The sequence below is a fragment of the Paraclostridium sordellii genome, assembly GCF_000953675.1.
GTDB lineage: Bacteria > Bacillota > Clostridia > Peptostreptococcales > Peptostreptococcaceae > Paraclostridium > Paraclostridium sordellii.
Map to the genome: position 1 here is coordinate 222,788 of NZ_LN679998.1, position 17,168 is coordinate 239,955.

At 29.2% G+C, this 17,168-nt stretch carries 16 protein-coding genes and 1 other annotated feature; of the genes, 14 read left to right on the forward strand and 2 right to left on the reverse strand.

Annotation, left to right across the window (positions count from 1 at the left end; translation table 11 throughout):
• The first annotated feature begins 105 nt into the window (after positions 1 to 105).
• Positions 106 to 1,197, forward strand: a complete 1,092-nt coding sequence (gene htrA, locus ATCC9714_RS01125) for a serine protease HtrA (protein WP_021130175.1) — start codon at positions 106 to 108, stop codon at positions 1,195 to 1,197.
• Between the two features lie 41 nt (positions 1,198 to 1,238).
• Here the strand turns inward: htrA and feoB are convergent, their stop codons facing one another.
• Both feoB and ATCC9714_RS01135 read right to left on the reverse strand, forming a co-directional pair.
• Positions 1,239 to 3,167, reverse strand: coding sequence for a ferrous iron transport protein B (gene feoB, locus ATCC9714_RS01130; RefSeq protein WP_057545570.1), 1,929 nt, complete (start codon positions 3,165 to 3,167; stop codon positions 1,239 to 1,241).
• Positions 3,168 to 3,179: 12 nt separating this feature from the next.
• Positions 3,180 to 3,398: a FeoA family protein gene (locus ATCC9714_RS01135; RefSeq protein ID WP_038294199.1), complete on the reverse strand. Its 219-nt coding sequence runs from the start codon at positions 3,396 to 3,398 to the stop codon at positions 3,180 to 3,182.
• Positions 3,399 to 3,568: 170 nt separating this feature from the next.
• Between ATCC9714_RS01135 and ATCC9714_RS01140 the strand changes: the two genes are divergently transcribed.
• The 13 genes from ATCC9714_RS01140 (at position 3,569) to ATCC9714_RS01200 (ending at position 17,083) form a co-directional block, all read left to right on the forward strand.
• Entirely contained in the window at positions 3,569 to 4,111 is a 543-nt protein-coding gene (locus tag ATCC9714_RS01140; protein WP_021126611.1) for a Gx transporter family protein, read from the forward strand.
• 31 nt (positions 4,112 to 4,142) lie between these two features.
• Positions 4,143 to 4,316 carry an aspartyl-phosphate phosphatase Spo0E family protein gene (locus tag ATCC9714_RS01145; protein WP_021126610.1) on the forward strand — a complete coding sequence of 58 codons (174 nt, stop codon included), beginning with the start codon at positions 4,143 to 4,145 and terminating at the stop codon, positions 4,314 to 4,316.
• 153 nt (positions 4,317 to 4,469) lie between these two features.
• Positions 4,470 to 5,306, forward strand: coding sequence for a mechanosensitive ion channel family protein (locus ATCC9714_RS01150; protein ID WP_055332666.1), 837 nt, complete (start codon positions 4,470 to 4,472; stop codon positions 5,304 to 5,306).
• Positions 5,307 to 5,476: 170 nt separating this feature from the next.
• Positions 5,477 to 6,085: an MgtC/SapB family protein gene (locus tag ATCC9714_RS01155; protein WP_237164384.1), complete on the forward strand. Its 609-nt coding sequence runs from the start codon at positions 5,477 to 5,479 to the stop codon at positions 6,083 to 6,085.
• Positions 6,086 to 6,130: 45 nt separating this feature from the next.
• A complete protein-coding gene (locus tag ATCC9714_RS01160; protein WP_057545571.1) occupies positions 6,131 to 6,985 on the forward strand; it encodes a DegV family protein in 855 nt (284 codons plus the stop codon).
• A 30-nt stretch (positions 6,986 to 7,015) separates the two neighbouring features.
• Complete coding sequence (gene pepF, locus ATCC9714_RS01165) at positions 7,016 to 8,800, forward strand: oligoendopeptidase F (RefSeq protein ID WP_057545572.1); 1,785 nt, start codon at positions 7,016 to 7,018, stop codon at positions 8,798 to 8,800.
• 238 nt (positions 8,801 to 9,038) lie between these two features.
• Positions 9,039 to 9,860, forward strand: a complete 822-nt coding sequence (locus ATCC9714_RS01170) for a phosphate ABC transporter substrate-binding protein (protein ID WP_057545573.1) — start codon at positions 9,039 to 9,041, stop codon at positions 9,858 to 9,860.
• 35 nt (positions 9,861 to 9,895) lie between these two features.
• Positions 9,896 to 10,801: a phosphate ABC transporter permease subunit PstC gene (pstC, locus tag ATCC9714_RS01175; protein ID WP_057545574.1), complete on the forward strand. Its 906-nt coding sequence runs from the start codon at positions 9,896 to 9,898 to the stop codon at positions 10,799 to 10,801.
• 1 nt (position 10,802) lies between these two features.
• Positions 10,803 to 11,627 (forward strand): phosphate ABC transporter permease PstA, encoded by an 825-nt coding sequence (gene pstA / locus ATCC9714_RS01180; protein WP_021126597.1) that lies wholly within the window; start codon positions 10,803 to 10,805, stop codon positions 11,625 to 11,627.
• 1 nt (position 11,628) lies between these two features.
• A complete protein-coding gene (pstB, locus tag ATCC9714_RS01185; protein ID WP_021126596.1) occupies positions 11,629 to 12,384 on the forward strand; it encodes a phosphate ABC transporter ATP-binding protein PstB in 756 nt (251 codons plus the stop codon).
• Positions 12,385 to 12,430: 46 nt separating this feature from the next.
• Complete coding sequence (phoU, locus tag ATCC9714_RS01190) at positions 12,431 to 13,084, forward strand: phosphate signaling complex protein PhoU (protein ID WP_057545575.1); 654 nt, start codon at positions 12,431 to 12,433, stop codon at positions 13,082 to 13,084.
• A 146-nt stretch (positions 13,085 to 13,230) separates the two neighbouring features.
• Positions 13,231 to 14,049: a polysaccharide deacetylase family protein gene (locus tag ATCC9714_RS01195; RefSeq protein ID WP_244465148.1), complete on the forward strand. Its 819-nt coding sequence runs from the start codon at positions 13,231 to 13,233 to the stop codon at positions 14,047 to 14,049.
• A 67-nt stretch (positions 14,050 to 14,116) separates the two neighbouring features.
• Positions 14,117 to 14,346: a binding site (T-box leader), on the forward strand.
• Between the two features lie 70 nt (positions 14,347 to 14,416).
• Positions 14,417 to 17,083, forward strand: coding sequence for a valine--tRNA ligase (locus ATCC9714_RS01200; protein ID WP_057545577.1), 2,667 nt, complete (start codon positions 14,417 to 14,419; stop codon positions 17,081 to 17,083).
• Positions 17,084 to 17,168 lie beyond the last annotated feature (85 nt).

Consider the following 17,168-nt stretch of genomic DNA (forward strand, 5'->3'; position numbering starts at 1 on the left):
TATATAGTGTTTTTTATTTTAAGTATATTGAAAAGAAAATTATCAAATAATATTATTAAATTTTGGGTATAACTTAAAAATATGAAAATCAGGAGGGATTAGTACATGAGTGAAAATGGAAAGAAAACTAGCATATCGCTAATTATAATTGTAAGTATAATAAGTGCTATGATAGGAAGCTTTATGACAGTATTTATATTTGGAGATAAACTAGGATCGAAAAACAATAATCAAAGTAAACAAAGTATAGTTGTAAATGATAGTGGAAAAGCACAGAATGTATATCATGCAGTTACAGATAAAGCAATGCCTTCAGTTGTAGGGATAACAACAACTACAATAGATACAAATAACATGTTTGCAATACCTCAAGAATCTCAAGGGGTAGGAACAGGATTTATAGTAGACTCAAAGGGATACATATTAACAAATTCACATGTTGTTTCAGATGGTAAGGCATCAGATGTTAACGTATTATTTAACGATGGGTCAACTACAAAAGGGAAAGTCTTATGGAATGATCCTACTATAGATTTAGCTATCGTAAAAGTAGATAAAACAGGACTTACAGTAGCAGATTTAGGAAATAGTGATGATGTGAGAACTGGTGACATAGCAATAGCTATAGGAAACCCATTAGGACTAGAATTCCAAAAAAGTGTTACACAAGGTATAATAAGTGGTCTTGATAGAAGTATTGATACAGGTAAAGGAAGTAGCATGACAGGGCTTATACAAACAGATGCAAGCATAAATCCTGGAAACAGTGGAGGACCATTATTAAACGATAAAGGTCAAGTTATCGGGATAAATACAGCAAAAGCATCAGGTGCAGAAGGATTAGGATTTGCAATTCCTATAAATACAGCAAAACCAATAGTAGAGCAGATAATAAAAGATGGTAAATTTGAGAAAGTAACATTAGGAATTAAGGGTATTGATGTTAAAACTTTTGAAACTGCTACAGGTACAGATTTAGCAGCTGATGAAGGTGTTTATGTAGCTGAAACATTAAATAATACTCCAGCACAAAAATCAGGAATACAAGCTGGTGATGTTATAGTTAAGGTAGGAGATAACAAAATAACTTCTATGTCAGATTTAAATAAAGCTCTATACAAATACTCTGTAGGACAAAGTGCAGATATATCAGTAAATAGAGGTGGAAAAGATATGAGTATAAAAGTCAAATTTTAATAATTAAAATAAAAAAAGATGGGATTTAAATCCCATCTTTTTTATTCTGCAATTTTACTTTTGCTACTAGGGCAAGCTCCTTGGCTTGAGCACCCAGAGCATCCAGAGCAACCATTGCTTTTTGATTTCATATTTTTATAAAGAATTAAAAGTGCTATGGCAATTATTATACCACCTATAGCTAACTCTATTATTGAAGAAGCAGGAGCGCCTTCAAATAATAATGAACCTACAATTTTAACTATAAATGCTGCAACCCAAGCAACTGCAAATTGATAAGTTGCTGAGATTATCATCATTTTATTTCCGTACTCTTTTCTCATTGTAGAAAGAGCAGCTATACATGGAGTGTATAATGCAGAGAACACTAAAAATCCATATGCAGTTACCGCTGTAAATGTTTGAGGTAAAACAGTATTTAAATCACCATAAACTATTTCCATTGTACTTATAACAACTTCTTTTGCACTTATTCCAGTTAATACAGATATACCTGCTCTCCAATCACCAAATCCTAAAGGTGCAAATATAGGAGCTATTAAATGTCCTAGTGAAGCTAAGAAACTATGATCTATATTATCTGTAAATCCTTGGAAGTTAAATGATGATAACATCCATATAACAACAGACATAGCAAACATTATAGTACAAACTTTTATTAAGAAGCCTTTAGCTTTATTCCAAGTATTTTTTAATAATCCATTAATTGTTGGAAGTTTATATTCTGGAAGTTCAAGAACAAATGGTTCTACTTCTGTCTTATAAACTGTTTTATTTAAAACTAGAGCTATTATTATAGCAACTACTATACCTAATAAATAAAGAGATGTAGTTACGATAGCTGCATTCTTACTGAAAAATATAGAAACAAATAATGCATATACTGGAAGCTTAGCACCACAAGTCATAAGAGGCGAAATAAGTGCAGTAATTTTTCTATCTTTTTCACTTTCTAGCGTTCTAGTTGCCATTATTGCTGGTGAAGCACATCCGAATCCCATAATCATAGGTATAAATGCTTTACCAGATAATCCAACTTTTTTCATTACATTATCCATTAAAAATGCTGTTCTAGCCATATAACCACTGTCTTCAAAGAATGACATTCCTAAGAATAATACAAATATTAATGGGAAGAATGGTAATGCACCACCTAGACCACCTATTAAACCTTTAACTATTAAAGAGTGGAACCAAGGGCTAGAATTCGCTAACAATGCATCAGCAGGAATTGCTAAATAAGTATCTATTAATGTTTCTGTTAGCTCTTGCAGCGGTCCACCAACCCAGTCAAAAGTAAATTTAAATAATATCAGTAAAGCTGCTATAAATATAGGATAAGCTAATATAGGATTTAATATTATATTATCTATTTTACTACTTATGCTTTCCTTATTTTTAAATCCTGACTTCATAGATTTACTTAATATTTTTTCTATTTCTTTGTATGTGTTTAACTCATTTCCGAAATCTTTTCTATAATTAAAGCTAGATGATAAAGTTGATTTTATATCATTTTCTATATTTTCTAGACCTTCTTTTTTCTTAGCTATTATAGGAACTACTTTAACGCCTAATTCTTTTTCTAACTTTTTAGCATCTATGTGAATTCCTTTTGCTTCAGCTACATCAATCATATTAAGAAGTAATACAATAGGTTTATTATATTGCATAAGTTGAGTAGTAAGATATAAGTTTCTATCTAAACTAGATGCATCAACTATGTTTAATATTAAATCTACGTCGCCTTCTTCTAAAAATTGCTTAGATACTTTTTCTTCATTTGAAAATGTATCCATTGCGTATATACCAGGAAGATCTACAATTTTTATATCTTCGCTTATAAAACCTTCTTTTTTCTCTATGGTAACACCCGGCCAGTTACCTACATATTGTTTAGAACCAGTAAGTATGTTAAAAACTGTTGTTTTACCTACATTGGGGTTACCTAATAATGCTACATTAATCAAGTTGATACCTCCTTATTTTAAGCTTATATTTTTTGCGTCATTTTTTCTTATTGCTAAATCAAATCCTCTAAAACGAACTAATATTGGATCTCCTAATGGAGCTATTTTTCTTACTTCTATTTCAGTATCGTTTGTACAGCCAAGAGCTAACAACCTTTTTGCTAATTTTTCGTTTCCATATATATTATCTATGATGCCTTTTTGACCTACCCTTAAATCGTAAACAGTCATCATTAACACCTCCTAATGAGTTTCATTCTCAATTAATCATAATATAAATATATCATTTTATATTCAAAAAGTCAATAAATAGTGATTATTATATAAAAAATAAATAATTTATATTTTAAATAGGATATTATATAATTGATTTATGTACATATAATTAAGGGGGATATAGCATGAAAACAAAGAAGTTGACGTATATGGCATTGATGGTAGGATATAGTTTGATTTTATATATATTAGAAAGTTATATACCAAATCCTCTAATTGCAATATTTCCAGGAGCAAAGCTAGGGCTTACCAATATAATTACTTTAACCTGTCTAGTTATATTTGGATTTAAAGATACTTTTATAATTTTATCTATTAGAATATTGATGTCTTCTATATTTGCAGGTCCAATTTCTTATTTAATGTTTAGTATAGTAGGTGGATATTTAAGTTTGTTTTTTATGACAGGGGCTTTGAAATTAAAAAAATTCTCTTTAATAGGAGTAAGTGTTTTAGGAGCGATAGGACATAATATAGGTCAGCTAATTGTAGCTAGTTTAATTATAAAAAATGCTATGATATTTAGTTATTTACCTTATATGTTAATAGCATCAATAATTACAGGTGTATTTGTTGGAATTACATCGAAATACATGGTTAATAAAATGCCCTATATTAGTAAAACGTTTGTTGACATAAAGGGGAAAACATTGTTAAAATATAAGTAAATATATATAAATTTGTAACAGTGGTGATAAGATGACTAAAAATGAGATGGTTTTACTAAAGAAGGAAATTGAAACATTAAGAGAAGAAATAAACACTTATATAGAATATCCTGATATATTCAAAGAAGAATTGGTTAGTACTAGCAATAAGATTGATGAAGCAATAAACAAGTATATAAAGTTAAGCCAAGGGTCTTCTAAGTAAAAGGGAAGACTTTTTGTATTCTAAGGAATTACAACCTTAGATTTAGGTTGTAATTCCTTAGAATACAAACTTTTTTAGATTTAGGTATAAGATTTTAATAAAAAGCTAATAATTTATAATTGATATATAATTGTTGAAAGAAAGGTATTAAACATGATTCTAGCAAGGATTATAAACTCAATTATAATAATTTTATGTGCGTATATTTTACTAAAATTAATACAATACTTTTTGAAAAAACTGTTTGAATTAACTAGATTTGATGTAAGATATGAAAATACTTTAAGTAGTGTTTTATGTTCCATGGCGTATTATATTATATTTATTCTTACCATAATACTGTTACTAAAAGAATTTAATATAGTTGATGTTACAAAGTTTGGCACTCTAGTAACTGGAGCAAGTATAGTTGGGTTAATTGCTGGAGTAGCTTCACAAAGTATACTAAAGGATATTTTTAACGGTTTTTTTATCATATTTGAAAAGCAAATACAAGTCGGAGACTTCGTGATTCTAAATGAAGAGTTTAGGGGAACTGTCGAAGAAATTGGTTTGAGAAGTACTAGTTTAAGAGATTGGGATTTGAGAAGAGTTACTATCCCAAATGGAAATATATTAAGTATTAGAAACTATAGTAGAAATACTATGAGAGTTGTTGTAAATGTCAGAGTATCATATGAAGAAGATCCTATGAAGGTAATAAATGCCTTGGAAGAAGTATGTGATATTCTAAATGAAAGACATAAAGAAATATTGAGTATTAAAAAAAATAAAGAAAGCTATGGTAAATTTAAAGTATATGGAGTTACTGATATAGAAGAAAGCCCCATAGGAGCAAAGTATACTATAACAGGAATTGTACAATCCAATAAGTATTTTAAGGTATTAAAAGATACAAAACTTCAAATATTAATAACTTTTAAAGACAATGGAATAAATATAGCATATCCTACACATATAAATGTTATAAAGGATAATATAAATGATTAAATTTAGGGCTATTAAATATAGCCCTTTTTTATTTGCTTACTTTTTATAGTTATAATATATTCGTAATAATGACTAGCCCAAGTGAAATATAAATAGATATAAGCTATAAAAGGGAGGAGATCATTATAACGGCGATAGATATTATTACTAGGCTATTAATCGCACTTATTATAGGTGGACTTACAGGTCTTGAAAGAGAAAAATCTTATCAGTTTGCAGGGTTTAGGACTCATATACTTGTTGCTGTAGGATCTTGTATAACATCTATAACATCAGTGATATTATTTATAGATTATGGAGGTAAAACAAGTTTAGATCCATCTAGATTAACAGCTCAGGTATTATCTGGGATAGGATTTTTAGGTACAGGAGCTATTCTTAAAAATTCAAGTGGGATAAGAGGGCTTACAACTGCAGCTGGTATATGGGCTACTGCTTGTATAGGAATTGCAATTGGTTATGGGCAATATACTCTTGGAATTCTTGCTTGGGTATTTGTATTAATAACTTTATATATATTAAAGAACATAGATAAATTACTTTTTAGGAAAAAACAAAATATTTTAACTATAGAAGTAGATGATATAAACATCATTTCTACTCTGTATAATAAATTAGAAAAATCACAAATTAAAATTAATAATATAGACATAAATAATGGAGATAAGGGATATATAGTTAATTTTTTTATTGTTTATGATAGACGAATTATGGTAGAAAAGATAATATTAGAGTTAAATGATTTAAAAAATATAATAAGTATAGATTATTTACATTAAAATATATAAAATAAGTATAGCTATAAAAAAGTTGAGGTGTGTGAAGTGAAGACAAACATAAGAGTAATAGTAGAAGGATCTACAGATTTCCCAAAAGAACTCTTGGATGAAATGGGAGTTAAAATTGTAGGAATCAATATCGCATTTGGAGAAGATCACTATATAGGTGGAGTAGATATAACTGAAAAAGAATTTTATAAAAAAATGAAAGAAAGTAAAGAATTACCAAAAACATCTAGTCCATCTCCTGAAAGATTTATAGAGATGTTTGAGCATTGTGAAGAAGAAGAAATATTAATAGTGACATTAACATCTAAATTATCTAGTACATATAGCAGTGCTGTACTAGCTAAGAATATCTATTTAGAACACAACCTAGGAAGTAACAAAAGAATTGCAGTTGTAGATTCGTTAAGTGGGTCTATAGGTGTAGGATTAATGGTATATAAAGCGAATAAATTGATACAAGAAGGGAAATCGTTAAAAGAAGTTGTTGACTACTTAGAAGACATCAAAAAAGATATAGCTTTTTATGGGGTATTAGACACTCTTGAAAACGCTATCAAGGGCGGGAGAGTAAATCCAATAGCGGGCAAATTAATAAATGCACTTAATTTTAAAGTCATTATAGAAATTGCAGAAGGTGAAGTTAAACCTATAGATAAAGCTAGAGGAGAAAGCAATAGCATGAAAAAGCTATTTGAAAGAGTTAAAAATAACGTACATGACATAAAAAATAAAACTTTGGTCATAGGACATGCAAATTGTGAAGAAAAAGCTTATAAAATTGCAAAACATATAGAAGAAAATTATGAACATAAGGATATAATAATATCAAGTATAGGTCCTGTAATGGGAACTTACACTTCTGAAGGAGCTATATTAATAGCTGTACTTTAAAACTATAAGCTTAGAAAAGGAGCAACGAATATGGGCGTAGATAGAACTTCAATAGAAGATAAGTTTAAATGGAATATCGATACTATGTATCAATCAAATGAATCAATTAAAGATGACATTGATAAAGTAAACAGTATCATAGAGGAATTGAAATCGTATAAAGGAAAGATTTCTTCTAGTAAAGAAAACCTTTATAAAGTATTAAGTAACTCTGAAAAGGCATCAAGAATCCTTCAAAACTTATATGTATACACTCACATGAAACAGCACGAAGATACTCGTAATAATGAAAATCAAGCAAGAGCAACAAAAGCAGAAATGCTATCAACAGAACTATCAATGGCTACATCATACATAGTTCCTGAAATAATTGCTATGGATGAAAATAAGTTAAAAGAATATCTAGAAGATGAAAAGTTAAGTTTTTATAAAAAATATGTAGATGAAATTTTAAGAGATAAACCACATACCCTTACAGAAAAGGAAGAAGAAATATTAGCTGGTGTATCGGATTTAAGTACAGTTCCTGAAAATGTATATGAGATGTTCTCTTTTGCCGATTTAAAATTTCCTGAAATAAAAGGAGAAGATGGTAAAGACATAAGAATAACTCATGGTAATTATTCGACTTTCTTAAAAAGTAAAGATAGTAGAGTAAGAAAGGATGCTTTTGAAGCTGTATACTCAACATATGAAGATTATAAAAATACTTTTGCATCAACATTATATGGAGGAATAAAAAGTGAAATTTTCTATTCTAAGATGAGAAATTATAAATCTGCAATAGAAAGTTCATTATTCCAAGATGATATTAGTGTAGGTGTATACTACAATTTAATAAGTGCAGTAGATGAAAACTTAGATACCTTAAATAGATATGTAGATATAAGAAAAAAATATTTAAATATTGATGAGATGCACATGTATGATTTATATGTACCTATAACATCTAACTTTGATATGAAGATAACTTATGAAGAAGCACAAGATATAATACTGAAGGCTTTAAAACCATTAGGTGAAGAATATCTAAGCATAGTAAAAAGAGCATTCAATGAGAGATGGATAGATGTGTATGAAAATGAAGGTAAGCAAGGTGGTGCTTATTCTTGGGGAAGTTATGATTCATCTCCATATATATTAATGAGTTATAAAGATGACTTAAATTCACTATTTACATTAATCCATGAATTAGGACATTCAATGCACAGTTATTACTCAAAGCATAATCAAGAATATTTATATTCTTCATATAAAATATTTGTAGCAGAGGTTGCATCTACTTTAAATGAATTACTTTTAGTTAACTATCTATTAGAAAATTCAAGTTCTAAGGAAGAAAGAATATATTTATTAAATTATTACTTAGAACAATTTAGAACTACTGTTTATAGACAAACTATGTTTGCAGAATTTGAAAAGATAACTCACGAGAGAGTAGAAGCTGGTGAACCACTTACTGCTAAAGAATTTACTGATATATATTATGATTTAAATAAAAAATATTATGGTAAATCATGTATAGTAGATGAGGAAATTGGATTAGAATGGGCAAGAATTCCTCATTTTTATTCTAATTTTTATGTATATAAGTATGCAACAGGATTTTCAGCAGCCAGTGCTTTAAGTGAGAAAATATTAAATGAAGGTAAAAGTGCAGTTGAAAAATATATAGAGTTTTTAAAAAGTGGAGGTTCGGATTATCCACTTAATCAGCTAAGAGCAGCTGGTGTTGATATGGAGAAAAAAGAATCTATAGAAAAAGCATTAGATGTATTTAAAGAATTAGTAGAAGAATTAGAAAGAGAATGTTAATTAACATTCTCTTTTTTTATGCAAAAATACATCAAAATATTAAATTTACCTTAACTTAACACAACTTTACTTCTATTTAACCTTATTTACTTTTAGTTAACTAATATCTAATTTACATTTAACATAAGTAATTTATTATTTAAATATAGAAAAAATTATTTAAGATTTAAACGAGGACAGTATTTAATTAAGAATATATGAATTTAAAACGAATTTTTAAATTACGGAGGAAGTATTTATGTTTAGTAAAAAAATAGGAACTTTATTGGCAAGCACAGTGATTGTAGGATTATTAGCTGTAGGTTGTGGAACAACAGGTTCAAGGTCAGATAAAGTAGCTATATCGGGATCAACATCAGTTGGACCAGTTATAGAAAAAGAAGCAGAAGAATTTAAAGCAGAAAACCAAGATGTATCGATTGAAATAAATCAATTAGGATCATCGGCAGGTATAAAAGATGCAATAACTGGAGTAGCTCAAATAGGTATGGCATCTAGGGACCTTAAACCAGCAGAAAAGAAAGAAGGACTTAAAGAGACTAATATAGCATATGATGGAATCGCTATAATAACTCATAAAAATAATAAAGTTAAAAATATTACTATGAATCAAATAAAAGATATATATACAGGAAAAATAACTAACTGGAAAGAAGTTGGGGGTAAAGATGCTCCTATAGTAGTTGTTTCAAGAGAAGAAGGGTCAGGTACAAGAGATGCTTTCCAAGAAATAGTAGGATATAACTCAACTGAATTAGTTAAAGAAGCTCAAATAAGTGATGGAAATGGGAATATAAAATCAACAGTATCTAGTAATGAAAATGCAATAGGATTTACATCTTTTAGCTATGTTGATAATAGTGTAAATGCATTAGATGTAGATCAAATTTCTCCAACATCACAAAATGCTAAAAATGGAGATTATAAATTAGCTAGACCGTTTTTATTGGTGTATAAAGAGAAAGCGCTATCAGAAAATGGAAAGAAATTTATAGATTATATATTAAGTGAAGAAGGTCAAAAAATTGTATCAGAAGAAGGATTAATAAGTGTTAAGTAATTGCTAAATAACTAGTAATTAAAATGGAGGTATTTATGTTAGCTAAGGAGCAACTAGTTGATTCTAGGAACAATAATAAAATGAAATATACAATGGAAAAAATAGCTAAAAGCATATTTATGCTAAGTGCATTAGTAGCTGTAATAAGTTTATTACTTATAATAGGATTTGTTTTTTACAAAGGACTTACACCATTTATATCGAAAGGATATTCTTTTATAGATTTTATAACAGGTGCATCTTGGGTTCCAAGTGCGGATCAATATGGAATACTACCGATGATAGTTGCATCTATAATATCTACAATAGGGGCATTATTAATAGGGGCTCCTATTGGAATACTTACAGCAGTTTTTATAGCTGAAGTTGCACCTAAAAAAGTAGCTAAATTTATAAGTTCAGGAGTGGATTTATTAGCAGGAATACCATCTGTACTATATGGATTATTTGGCTTAGCAATAATAGTTCCGACTATACAAAATATATTTAATTTACCTAAAGGACAAAGCTTATTAGCAGTAGTATTGGTTTTATCTATAATGATGCTCCCTACAATAATAGCAGTTTCAAAGACAGCTATTAAGGCGGTACCTAATGCTTATAGAGAAGGTTCTTTAGCTCTTGGAGCATCAAAGATAGAAACTATATTTAAAGTAGTTTTACCTGCAGCTAAATCAGGAATATTAGCAGCGGTAGTTTTAGGAACGGGAAGAGCTTTAGGAGAAACAATGGCTGTGATGTTAGTTGCTGGGAATTCACCAGTTTTACCAAACTCTATTATGGATAGCGTAAGACCTCTTACAACAAACATAGCATTAGAGATGGGATATGCATTCGGAACACATCAAGAAATGTTATTTGCTACAGGAGTAGTATTATTTACATTTATACTAATACTGAACTTAGTATTAAGTAAACTTTCTAATAAGGCAGGCATGTAATATGAGAAAAATAAAGGAAAATATATTAAAATATGCAGTTTTACTGTCAGCGGTATTTACGATAGGAATGTTAGCTGTAATAGTTGGTTTTATATTTATAAAAGGTATAGGAGGTATAAACTTAAATTATTTAATTAGTGATTACTCAGCTGTAGGCAGTGGAGGAATACTACCAATGATAGTTACAACTTTATATACTGTATTTTTATCAATATTAGTTGCTACACCTATTGGAGTATTAGCAGCAGTTTATCTTCAAGAGTATGCTAAAAAAGGTAAAATTGTTGATATTGTAAGGTTTGCAACAGAAAGTTTGGCAGGTATTCCATCTATTGTATATGGTTTATTTGGAGGTATATTCTTTGTTGTTACATTACAAATGGGGTACTCTATAATTGCTGGTTCTTTAACTGTAGCAATAATAATTTTACCAGTAATAATACGTACTACAGAAGAAGCATTAAAAACAGTTCCAGATGGATATAGAGAAGCATCTTTAGCAATGGGAGCGACAAAGTTTCAAACACTATATAAGGTTATAATTCCTAGTGCATTACCAGGTATATTATCAGGAATAATATTATCTATAGGACGTGTAGTTGGAGAATCTGCAGCAATACTATTAACAGCAGGTACGGTTGCACAAATGCCAGGATCTATATTTGATAGTGCGAGAACATTAACAGTTCAATCTTACTTAATAGCAAAAGAAACTGGTGATATACAAGCAGCAGCTAGTGTAGGAGTAGTATTAATAGTAATAGTTTTATGTTTAAATACTTTAGCTAAGTTTATAGTTAAAAAGTTTAGTAAGGAGAGCTACTAAGATGAATAATATAAAAATAAATGTAGGAAATTTAGAGTTGTTTTATGGAGATAATAAAGCTTTAAAAGGTATAAATATGAAGATAAAAGAAAATAAAGTTACAGCGCTTATAGGACCTTCAGGCTGTGGGAAATCAACGTTTTTAAGAACATTAAACAGAATGAATGACTTAATAGAAGGTGTTAGAATAAAAGGAGAAATATTAGTTGATGGAGAAGATGTATATAAGTCTGATGATGTTATAAAACTACGTACAAAAGTAGGAATGGTTTTTCAAAAACCTAATCCATTCCCTATGAGTATATATGATAATGTTGCATATGGACCAAGAATTCATGGGATAAAAGATAAAGCTACTTTAGACAAAATAGTTGAAGAAAGTTTAAGAGGAGCAGCTATCTGGGAAGAAGTAAAAGATAGATTAAATAAATCTGCATTAGGTTTATCTGGAGGGCAGCAACAACGTATATGTATAGCTAGAACTATAGCTATGAAGCCAGAAGTTATACTAATGGATGAGCCTACATCTGCACTAGACCCAATTTCTACATCTAAGGTAGAAGAATTAATAGAAGAATTGAAAGATAAATTTACTATAGTAATTGTTACTCATAACATGCAACAGGCAGCTCGTGTATCTGATGAAACGGCATTTTTCTTATCAGGAGAAGTTGTTGAATTTCATGAAACTAAAACTATATTTACTAACCCAAGAGATAAGCGTACGGAAGATTATATAACGGGAAGATTCGGATAGGATATTTAGGTTAAACTATAAAACAATCAATAAAAGGAGTTAAAATATGATCAACAGTAGCTTAGAGTTAAATATAAATACACTTATAAACTACACATTAAAAATGTTTGATAAGAGCGAAGAAATTTTAGAAAATTCTATGAAATATATGATAAGTAAAGATGTAGAAAATGCAAAGAAAATTTCTAAAGAAGATGACGAAATAGATGATTTAAGAGATTATATAAGAGATAGAAGTATTGAGCTTATGGCTTTAAAACAACCTATGGCAAAAGATTTAAGAGTTATATATGCTTTAGAAAGTATATGTTTAGAATTAGAGAGAATAGGAGATTATTCTGTTAATATAGCTGATGAAGTTGTAAAAATTGGAGAAGAAGAGTATATAAAAGAACTAATAGATATTCCTAAAATGAAAGAAGTTTGTATAGATATGATAAAGAGTGCGAAAAATGCTTTAGAAGATAAAGATGAGAAATTAGCATATAATACAGCTCTTAAAGATGATTTTATTGATAAATTATATGATCAAGTTCAAGAGCATACACTTAGAATTATGCATGAAAAAGAAATAAATATAGATCAAGGAGTAAGGCTTTTATTCATTGGCAGATATTTAGAAAGAATTGGAGATCATACAACAAATATATGTGAAAAAATAATATATGCACTAAAAGGTGATATGATAGAGATTGGATAAAACTACAAATTAAGTAGTTTTATTTTTTTATGCTAATATTTTATAAACTATAAACATATTTATTAAATAGAGGCTATAGATATTAATATAAGTGGTAATAATTATTATTATATAGTTCTTATTAATTACATAAAGGGGAAATGGGGATGAAGAGAAGAATTAAACCTATTTTATTAAATTTGTTTATAGTAGGTATACTTTTATTTTTAATATTTCTTATGTACGAAAATATTTTTGAAAGAACTCAAGAGGACACAAATAGCAACATAGAGGTCAAGCTATTAGATAGTGATGCATTAACACTAACTCAACTTATGCTAAAAACTAGTGATATTTGTAATAGAGGGCCAAGACCTAAGCCAGAAAAAATTGCATATATAACTATAGATGATGGACCTTCAAAATATACTGATGAGATTTTAGACATACTTAGAAAAAATAATGTAAAAGCTACTTTTTTTATGATAGAGGGAAATATGAAAACATATCCTGAAGCATTAAAAAATATAGCTAAAGAAGATCATTCTCTAGGATTTCATAGTGTGAGCCATGACATAAATGTTTTATATAAAACACCTGAGGCAACTGTCAATGAGTTTAACAAATGTAAAAATACTTTAGAAAAAATAACTAATAAAATATCTAACTTAATAAGATTACCATATGGAAGTAAACCATATGCACCAAAAGAATCTTACGAAGAGTTATTAAAAGAGGGTTATAAAATTTGGGATTGGAACTTAGATACACAAGATTGGAGAGCTACATCAGAACAAATAGTTGAAAGTGTAAAAACATATGGCCCTCAGCATAAAGAGATAGTTTTACTTATGCATGAAAAAGAACAAAGTGTAAGAGCTCTTCAAGGAATAATAGATGAATTAGAAAATCAAGGATATACTATACTTCCTATTGAAGAGAGAGAAAATCCTAAAAATTTCTGGAAACAAAATTTAAGTAAATGAATATAATGCTTATAAATATTGACAATAATAATATGGATTATATATAATTAAAAGATAAATAGAATAATTAAAGACTAAGAAAAAGAGGAGTATGCAAGCTCAACTTACAGAGAGGAAAGTTCATCGGCTGAAAAACTTTCTAAGAAATGAATTGCAGAAGGTAGCTTTGGAGTTTCTAAGCAGAAATAGTAGTAAGCTTAGACGGTGAGAATCGTTAAATTCATTAAGAGTTATATAAATTTTAAATTTCAAGTTTATATAAAATTAAGGTGGTAACGCGAGCTTTTCGTCCTTAAATGGATGTAAAAGCTCTTTTTTATTTATAGAAAATTAATTTTAAAATATCAAAATAATAGGAGGAATCTATATGGAAAATACTAACTTATCAAAAACGTATAATCCAAAAGACTTTGAATCAAGATTATATTCAAAGTGGGTAGAAGAGGGATTATTTAAATCTAAGCCAAACCCAAATAAAAAGCCATTTACAATAATGCTTCCCCCACCAAATATAACAGGACAATTACACATGGGGCATGCTCTTGATCATACTTTACAAGATATACTTATAAGATGGAAGAGAATGGACGGTTATGAAACTTTATGGCAACCAGGAACAGACCATGCATCTATAGCAACAGAAGTTAAGGTTGTTGAAAGAATTAAAGAACAAGAAGGAAAAACTAAATACGAACTAGGAAGAGAAGAGTTCTTAAAAAGAGCTATGGACTGGAGAAATGAGTTTGGTAGAAAAATAGTTGACCAAATGAAGCAGTTAGGAGATTCTTGTGACTGGGATAGAGAAAGATTTACAATGGATAAAGGATGTAATGAAGCTGTTACTGAGTTCTTTGTGAAACTATATGAAAAAGGTCAAATATATAGAGGAAACAGAATAATAAACTGGTGTCCAGATTGTAAAACTACATTATCTGATGCAGAGGTTGAACATGAAGAACATGATGGAAAGTTCTATCATATAAAATATCCAATATCAGGTAGTGATGAGTTTTTAGAAATAGCTACAACTAGACCAGAAACAATGCTAGGAGATACAGGTATAGCAGTAAACCCTGAAGATGAAAGATACACTCATTTAGTAGGAAAACATGCAGTACTTCCTTTAATAGGTAGAGAACTTATAATAGTTGCTGATGATTATGTTGATTTAGAGTTTGGTACAGGTGCAGTTAAAATGACTCCAGCGCATGACCCTAATGACTTTGAAGTAGGTCAAAGACATAATCTTGAAAAAATAAATGTAATGAATGAAGACGGAACTATGAATAAATTAGCTGGTAAGTACGAAGGTATGGACAGATATGAGTGTAGAAAGCAACTTATAGCTGACTTAGATGAAGCTGGATACTTAATAGCTATAAAAGATCATAATCACAATGTAGGGTCTTGCTATAGATGTAAAACTGTAGTTGAACCAAGATTATCTGATCAATGGTTCGTTAAGATGGATGAATTAGCAAAACCTGCTATAGATATATTAAAGAAAAAAGATTTACAATTTGTGCCTGATAAGTTTGATAAAACTTACTTACAATGGTTAGAAAATATAAGAGACTGGTGTATATCAAGACAGTTATGGTGGGGTCACCAAATACCAGCTTATTACTGTCAAGAGTGTGGTGAGGTAGTTGTAGCTAAAGAAATGCCTACAGCTTGTCCTAAGTGTGGACATACTCACTTTAAGCAAGATGAAGATGTATTAGATACATGGTTCTCTTCAGCTTTATGGCCTTTCTCAACTTTAGGATGGCCTCATAATACAGAAGAATTAAATTACTATTATCCAACAAGTGTTCTTGTAACTGGATACGATATAATATTCTTCTGGGTTGTAAGAATGGCATTTGCAGGAATGTTCTGTATGGGAGAAACTCCATTTGAACATGTATTAATACATGGACTAGTTAGAGACTCAGAAGGTAGAAAAATGAGTAAATCTCTAGGAAACGGAATAGATCCATTAGAAGTTATCGATCAATATGGAGCTGATGCTTTAAGATTTATGTTAGCTACTGGAAACTCTCCAGGAAATGATATGAGATTCTATATGGAAAGAGTTGAATCTGCTAGAAACTTTGCAAATAAATTATGGAATGCATCTAGATTTGTATTTATGAATATAGATGAAGATATAATGGAAGGTGTTACTAGAGAATCAGTAGAAGGTAATATGACTTTAGCTGATAAGTGGATAATATCAAGAGCTAATAATGTTGTTAAGGAAGTTACTGACAACATGGATAAGTTTGACTTAGGAATAGCTGCTCAAAAGATATACGACTTTGCCTGGTCAGAATACTGTGACTGGTATATAGAAATAGTTAAACCAAGATTATACTCTGATGATAAAGCTGCTAAACAAACAGCTTTATATACATTAACATATGTATTAGAGAAGATATTAAAACTTCTTCACCCATATATGCCATTTATAACAGAAGAGATATATACTCACCTTCCAACTGTAGAAGGAAGTATAGTAGTTGCTGAGTTCCCTCATTACAATGAAGCTGATAATATGGCTAAAGAAGAAGAAATGATGAACTTAACAATGGATGGTATAAGAAATATAAGAAATGTAAGAGCTGAAATGAATGTACCACCATCAAAGAAAGCTAAAGTTATAATAGTTCCAACAGCTGAAAAGAAAGAAGCTATGGTAGAAGGATTAGACTACTTTGTAACATTAGCATCTGCTTCAAATGTTGAAATAGTTGAAGATGAAACTAATATACCAGAAGATGCAGTAAGTGTTGTTATAGATGGAGTTAAAATATTTATACCTCTTGATGAATTAGTTGATTTCACTAAAGAATTAGAGAGGTTAAATAAAGAAAAAGCTAAATTAGAAGGCGAAATAAAGAGAGTTAACGGAAAACTTTCTAATCAAGGATTCCTAGCTAAAGCTCCAGAAAGCTTAGTTAATGAAGAAAAAGCTAAAAAAGAAAAATTCGAAGAAATGATGAAATCAGTTATTGAAAGAATAGAAAATATAGAAGCTAAAATGAAATAATAAAAAGCTATCTCGTATATCGAGATAGCTTTTTTTATTAATATAAAATTAATTTATATTAAAATAGGAATTCAAACTTGGAAGT

Excerpts from the sequence above, each read along its gene's own strand:
- pepF (WP_057545572.1), top strand. The coding sequence starts at position 7,016 with ATGGGCGTAGATAGAACTTCAATAGAAGATAAGTTTAAATGGAATATC.
- htrA (WP_021130175.1), top strand. The coding sequence starts at position 106 with ATGAGTGAAAATGGAAAGAAAACTAGCATATCGCTAATTATAATTGTA.
- ATCC9714_RS01200 (WP_057545577.1), top strand. The coding sequence starts at position 14,417 with ATGGAAAATACTAACTTATCAAAAACGTATAATCCAAAAGACTTTGAA.
- ATCC9714_RS01170 (WP_057545573.1), top strand. The coding sequence starts at position 9,039 with ATGTTTAGTAAAAAAATAGGAACTTTATTGGCAAGCACAGTGATTGTA.
- ATCC9714_RS01195 (WP_244465148.1), top strand. The coding sequence starts at position 13,231 with ATGAAGAGAAGAATTAAACCTATTTTATTAAATTTGTTTATAGTAGGT.
- pstA (WP_021126597.1), top strand. The coding sequence starts at position 10,803 with ATGAGAAAAATAAAGGAAAATATATTAAAATATGCAGTTTTACTGTCA.
- phoU (WP_057545575.1), top strand. The coding sequence starts at position 12,431 with ATGATCAACAGTAGCTTAGAGTTAAATATAAATACACTTATAAACTAC.
- pstB (WP_021126596.1), top strand. The coding sequence starts at position 11,629 with ATGAATAATATAAAAATAAATGTAGGAAATTTAGAGTTGTTTTATGGA.
- ATCC9714_RS01150 (WP_055332666.1), top strand. The coding sequence starts at position 4,470 with ATGATTCTAGCAAGGATTATAAACTCAATTATAATAATTTTATGTGCG.
- ATCC9714_RS01135 (WP_038294199.1), bottom strand. The coding sequence starts at position 3,398 with ATGACTGTTTACGATTTAAGGGTAGGTCAAAAAGGCATCATAGATAAT.
- ATCC9714_RS01145 (WP_021126610.1), top strand. The coding sequence starts at position 4,143 with ATGACTAAAAATGAGATGGTTTTACTAAAGAAGGAAATTGAAACATTA.
- pstC (WP_057545574.1), top strand. The coding sequence starts at position 9,896 with ATGTTAGCTAAGGAGCAACTAGTTGATTCTAGGAACAATAATAAAATG.
- ATCC9714_RS01140 (WP_021126611.1), top strand. The coding sequence starts at position 3,569 with ATGAAAACAAAGAAGTTGACGTATATGGCATTGATGGTAGGATATAGT.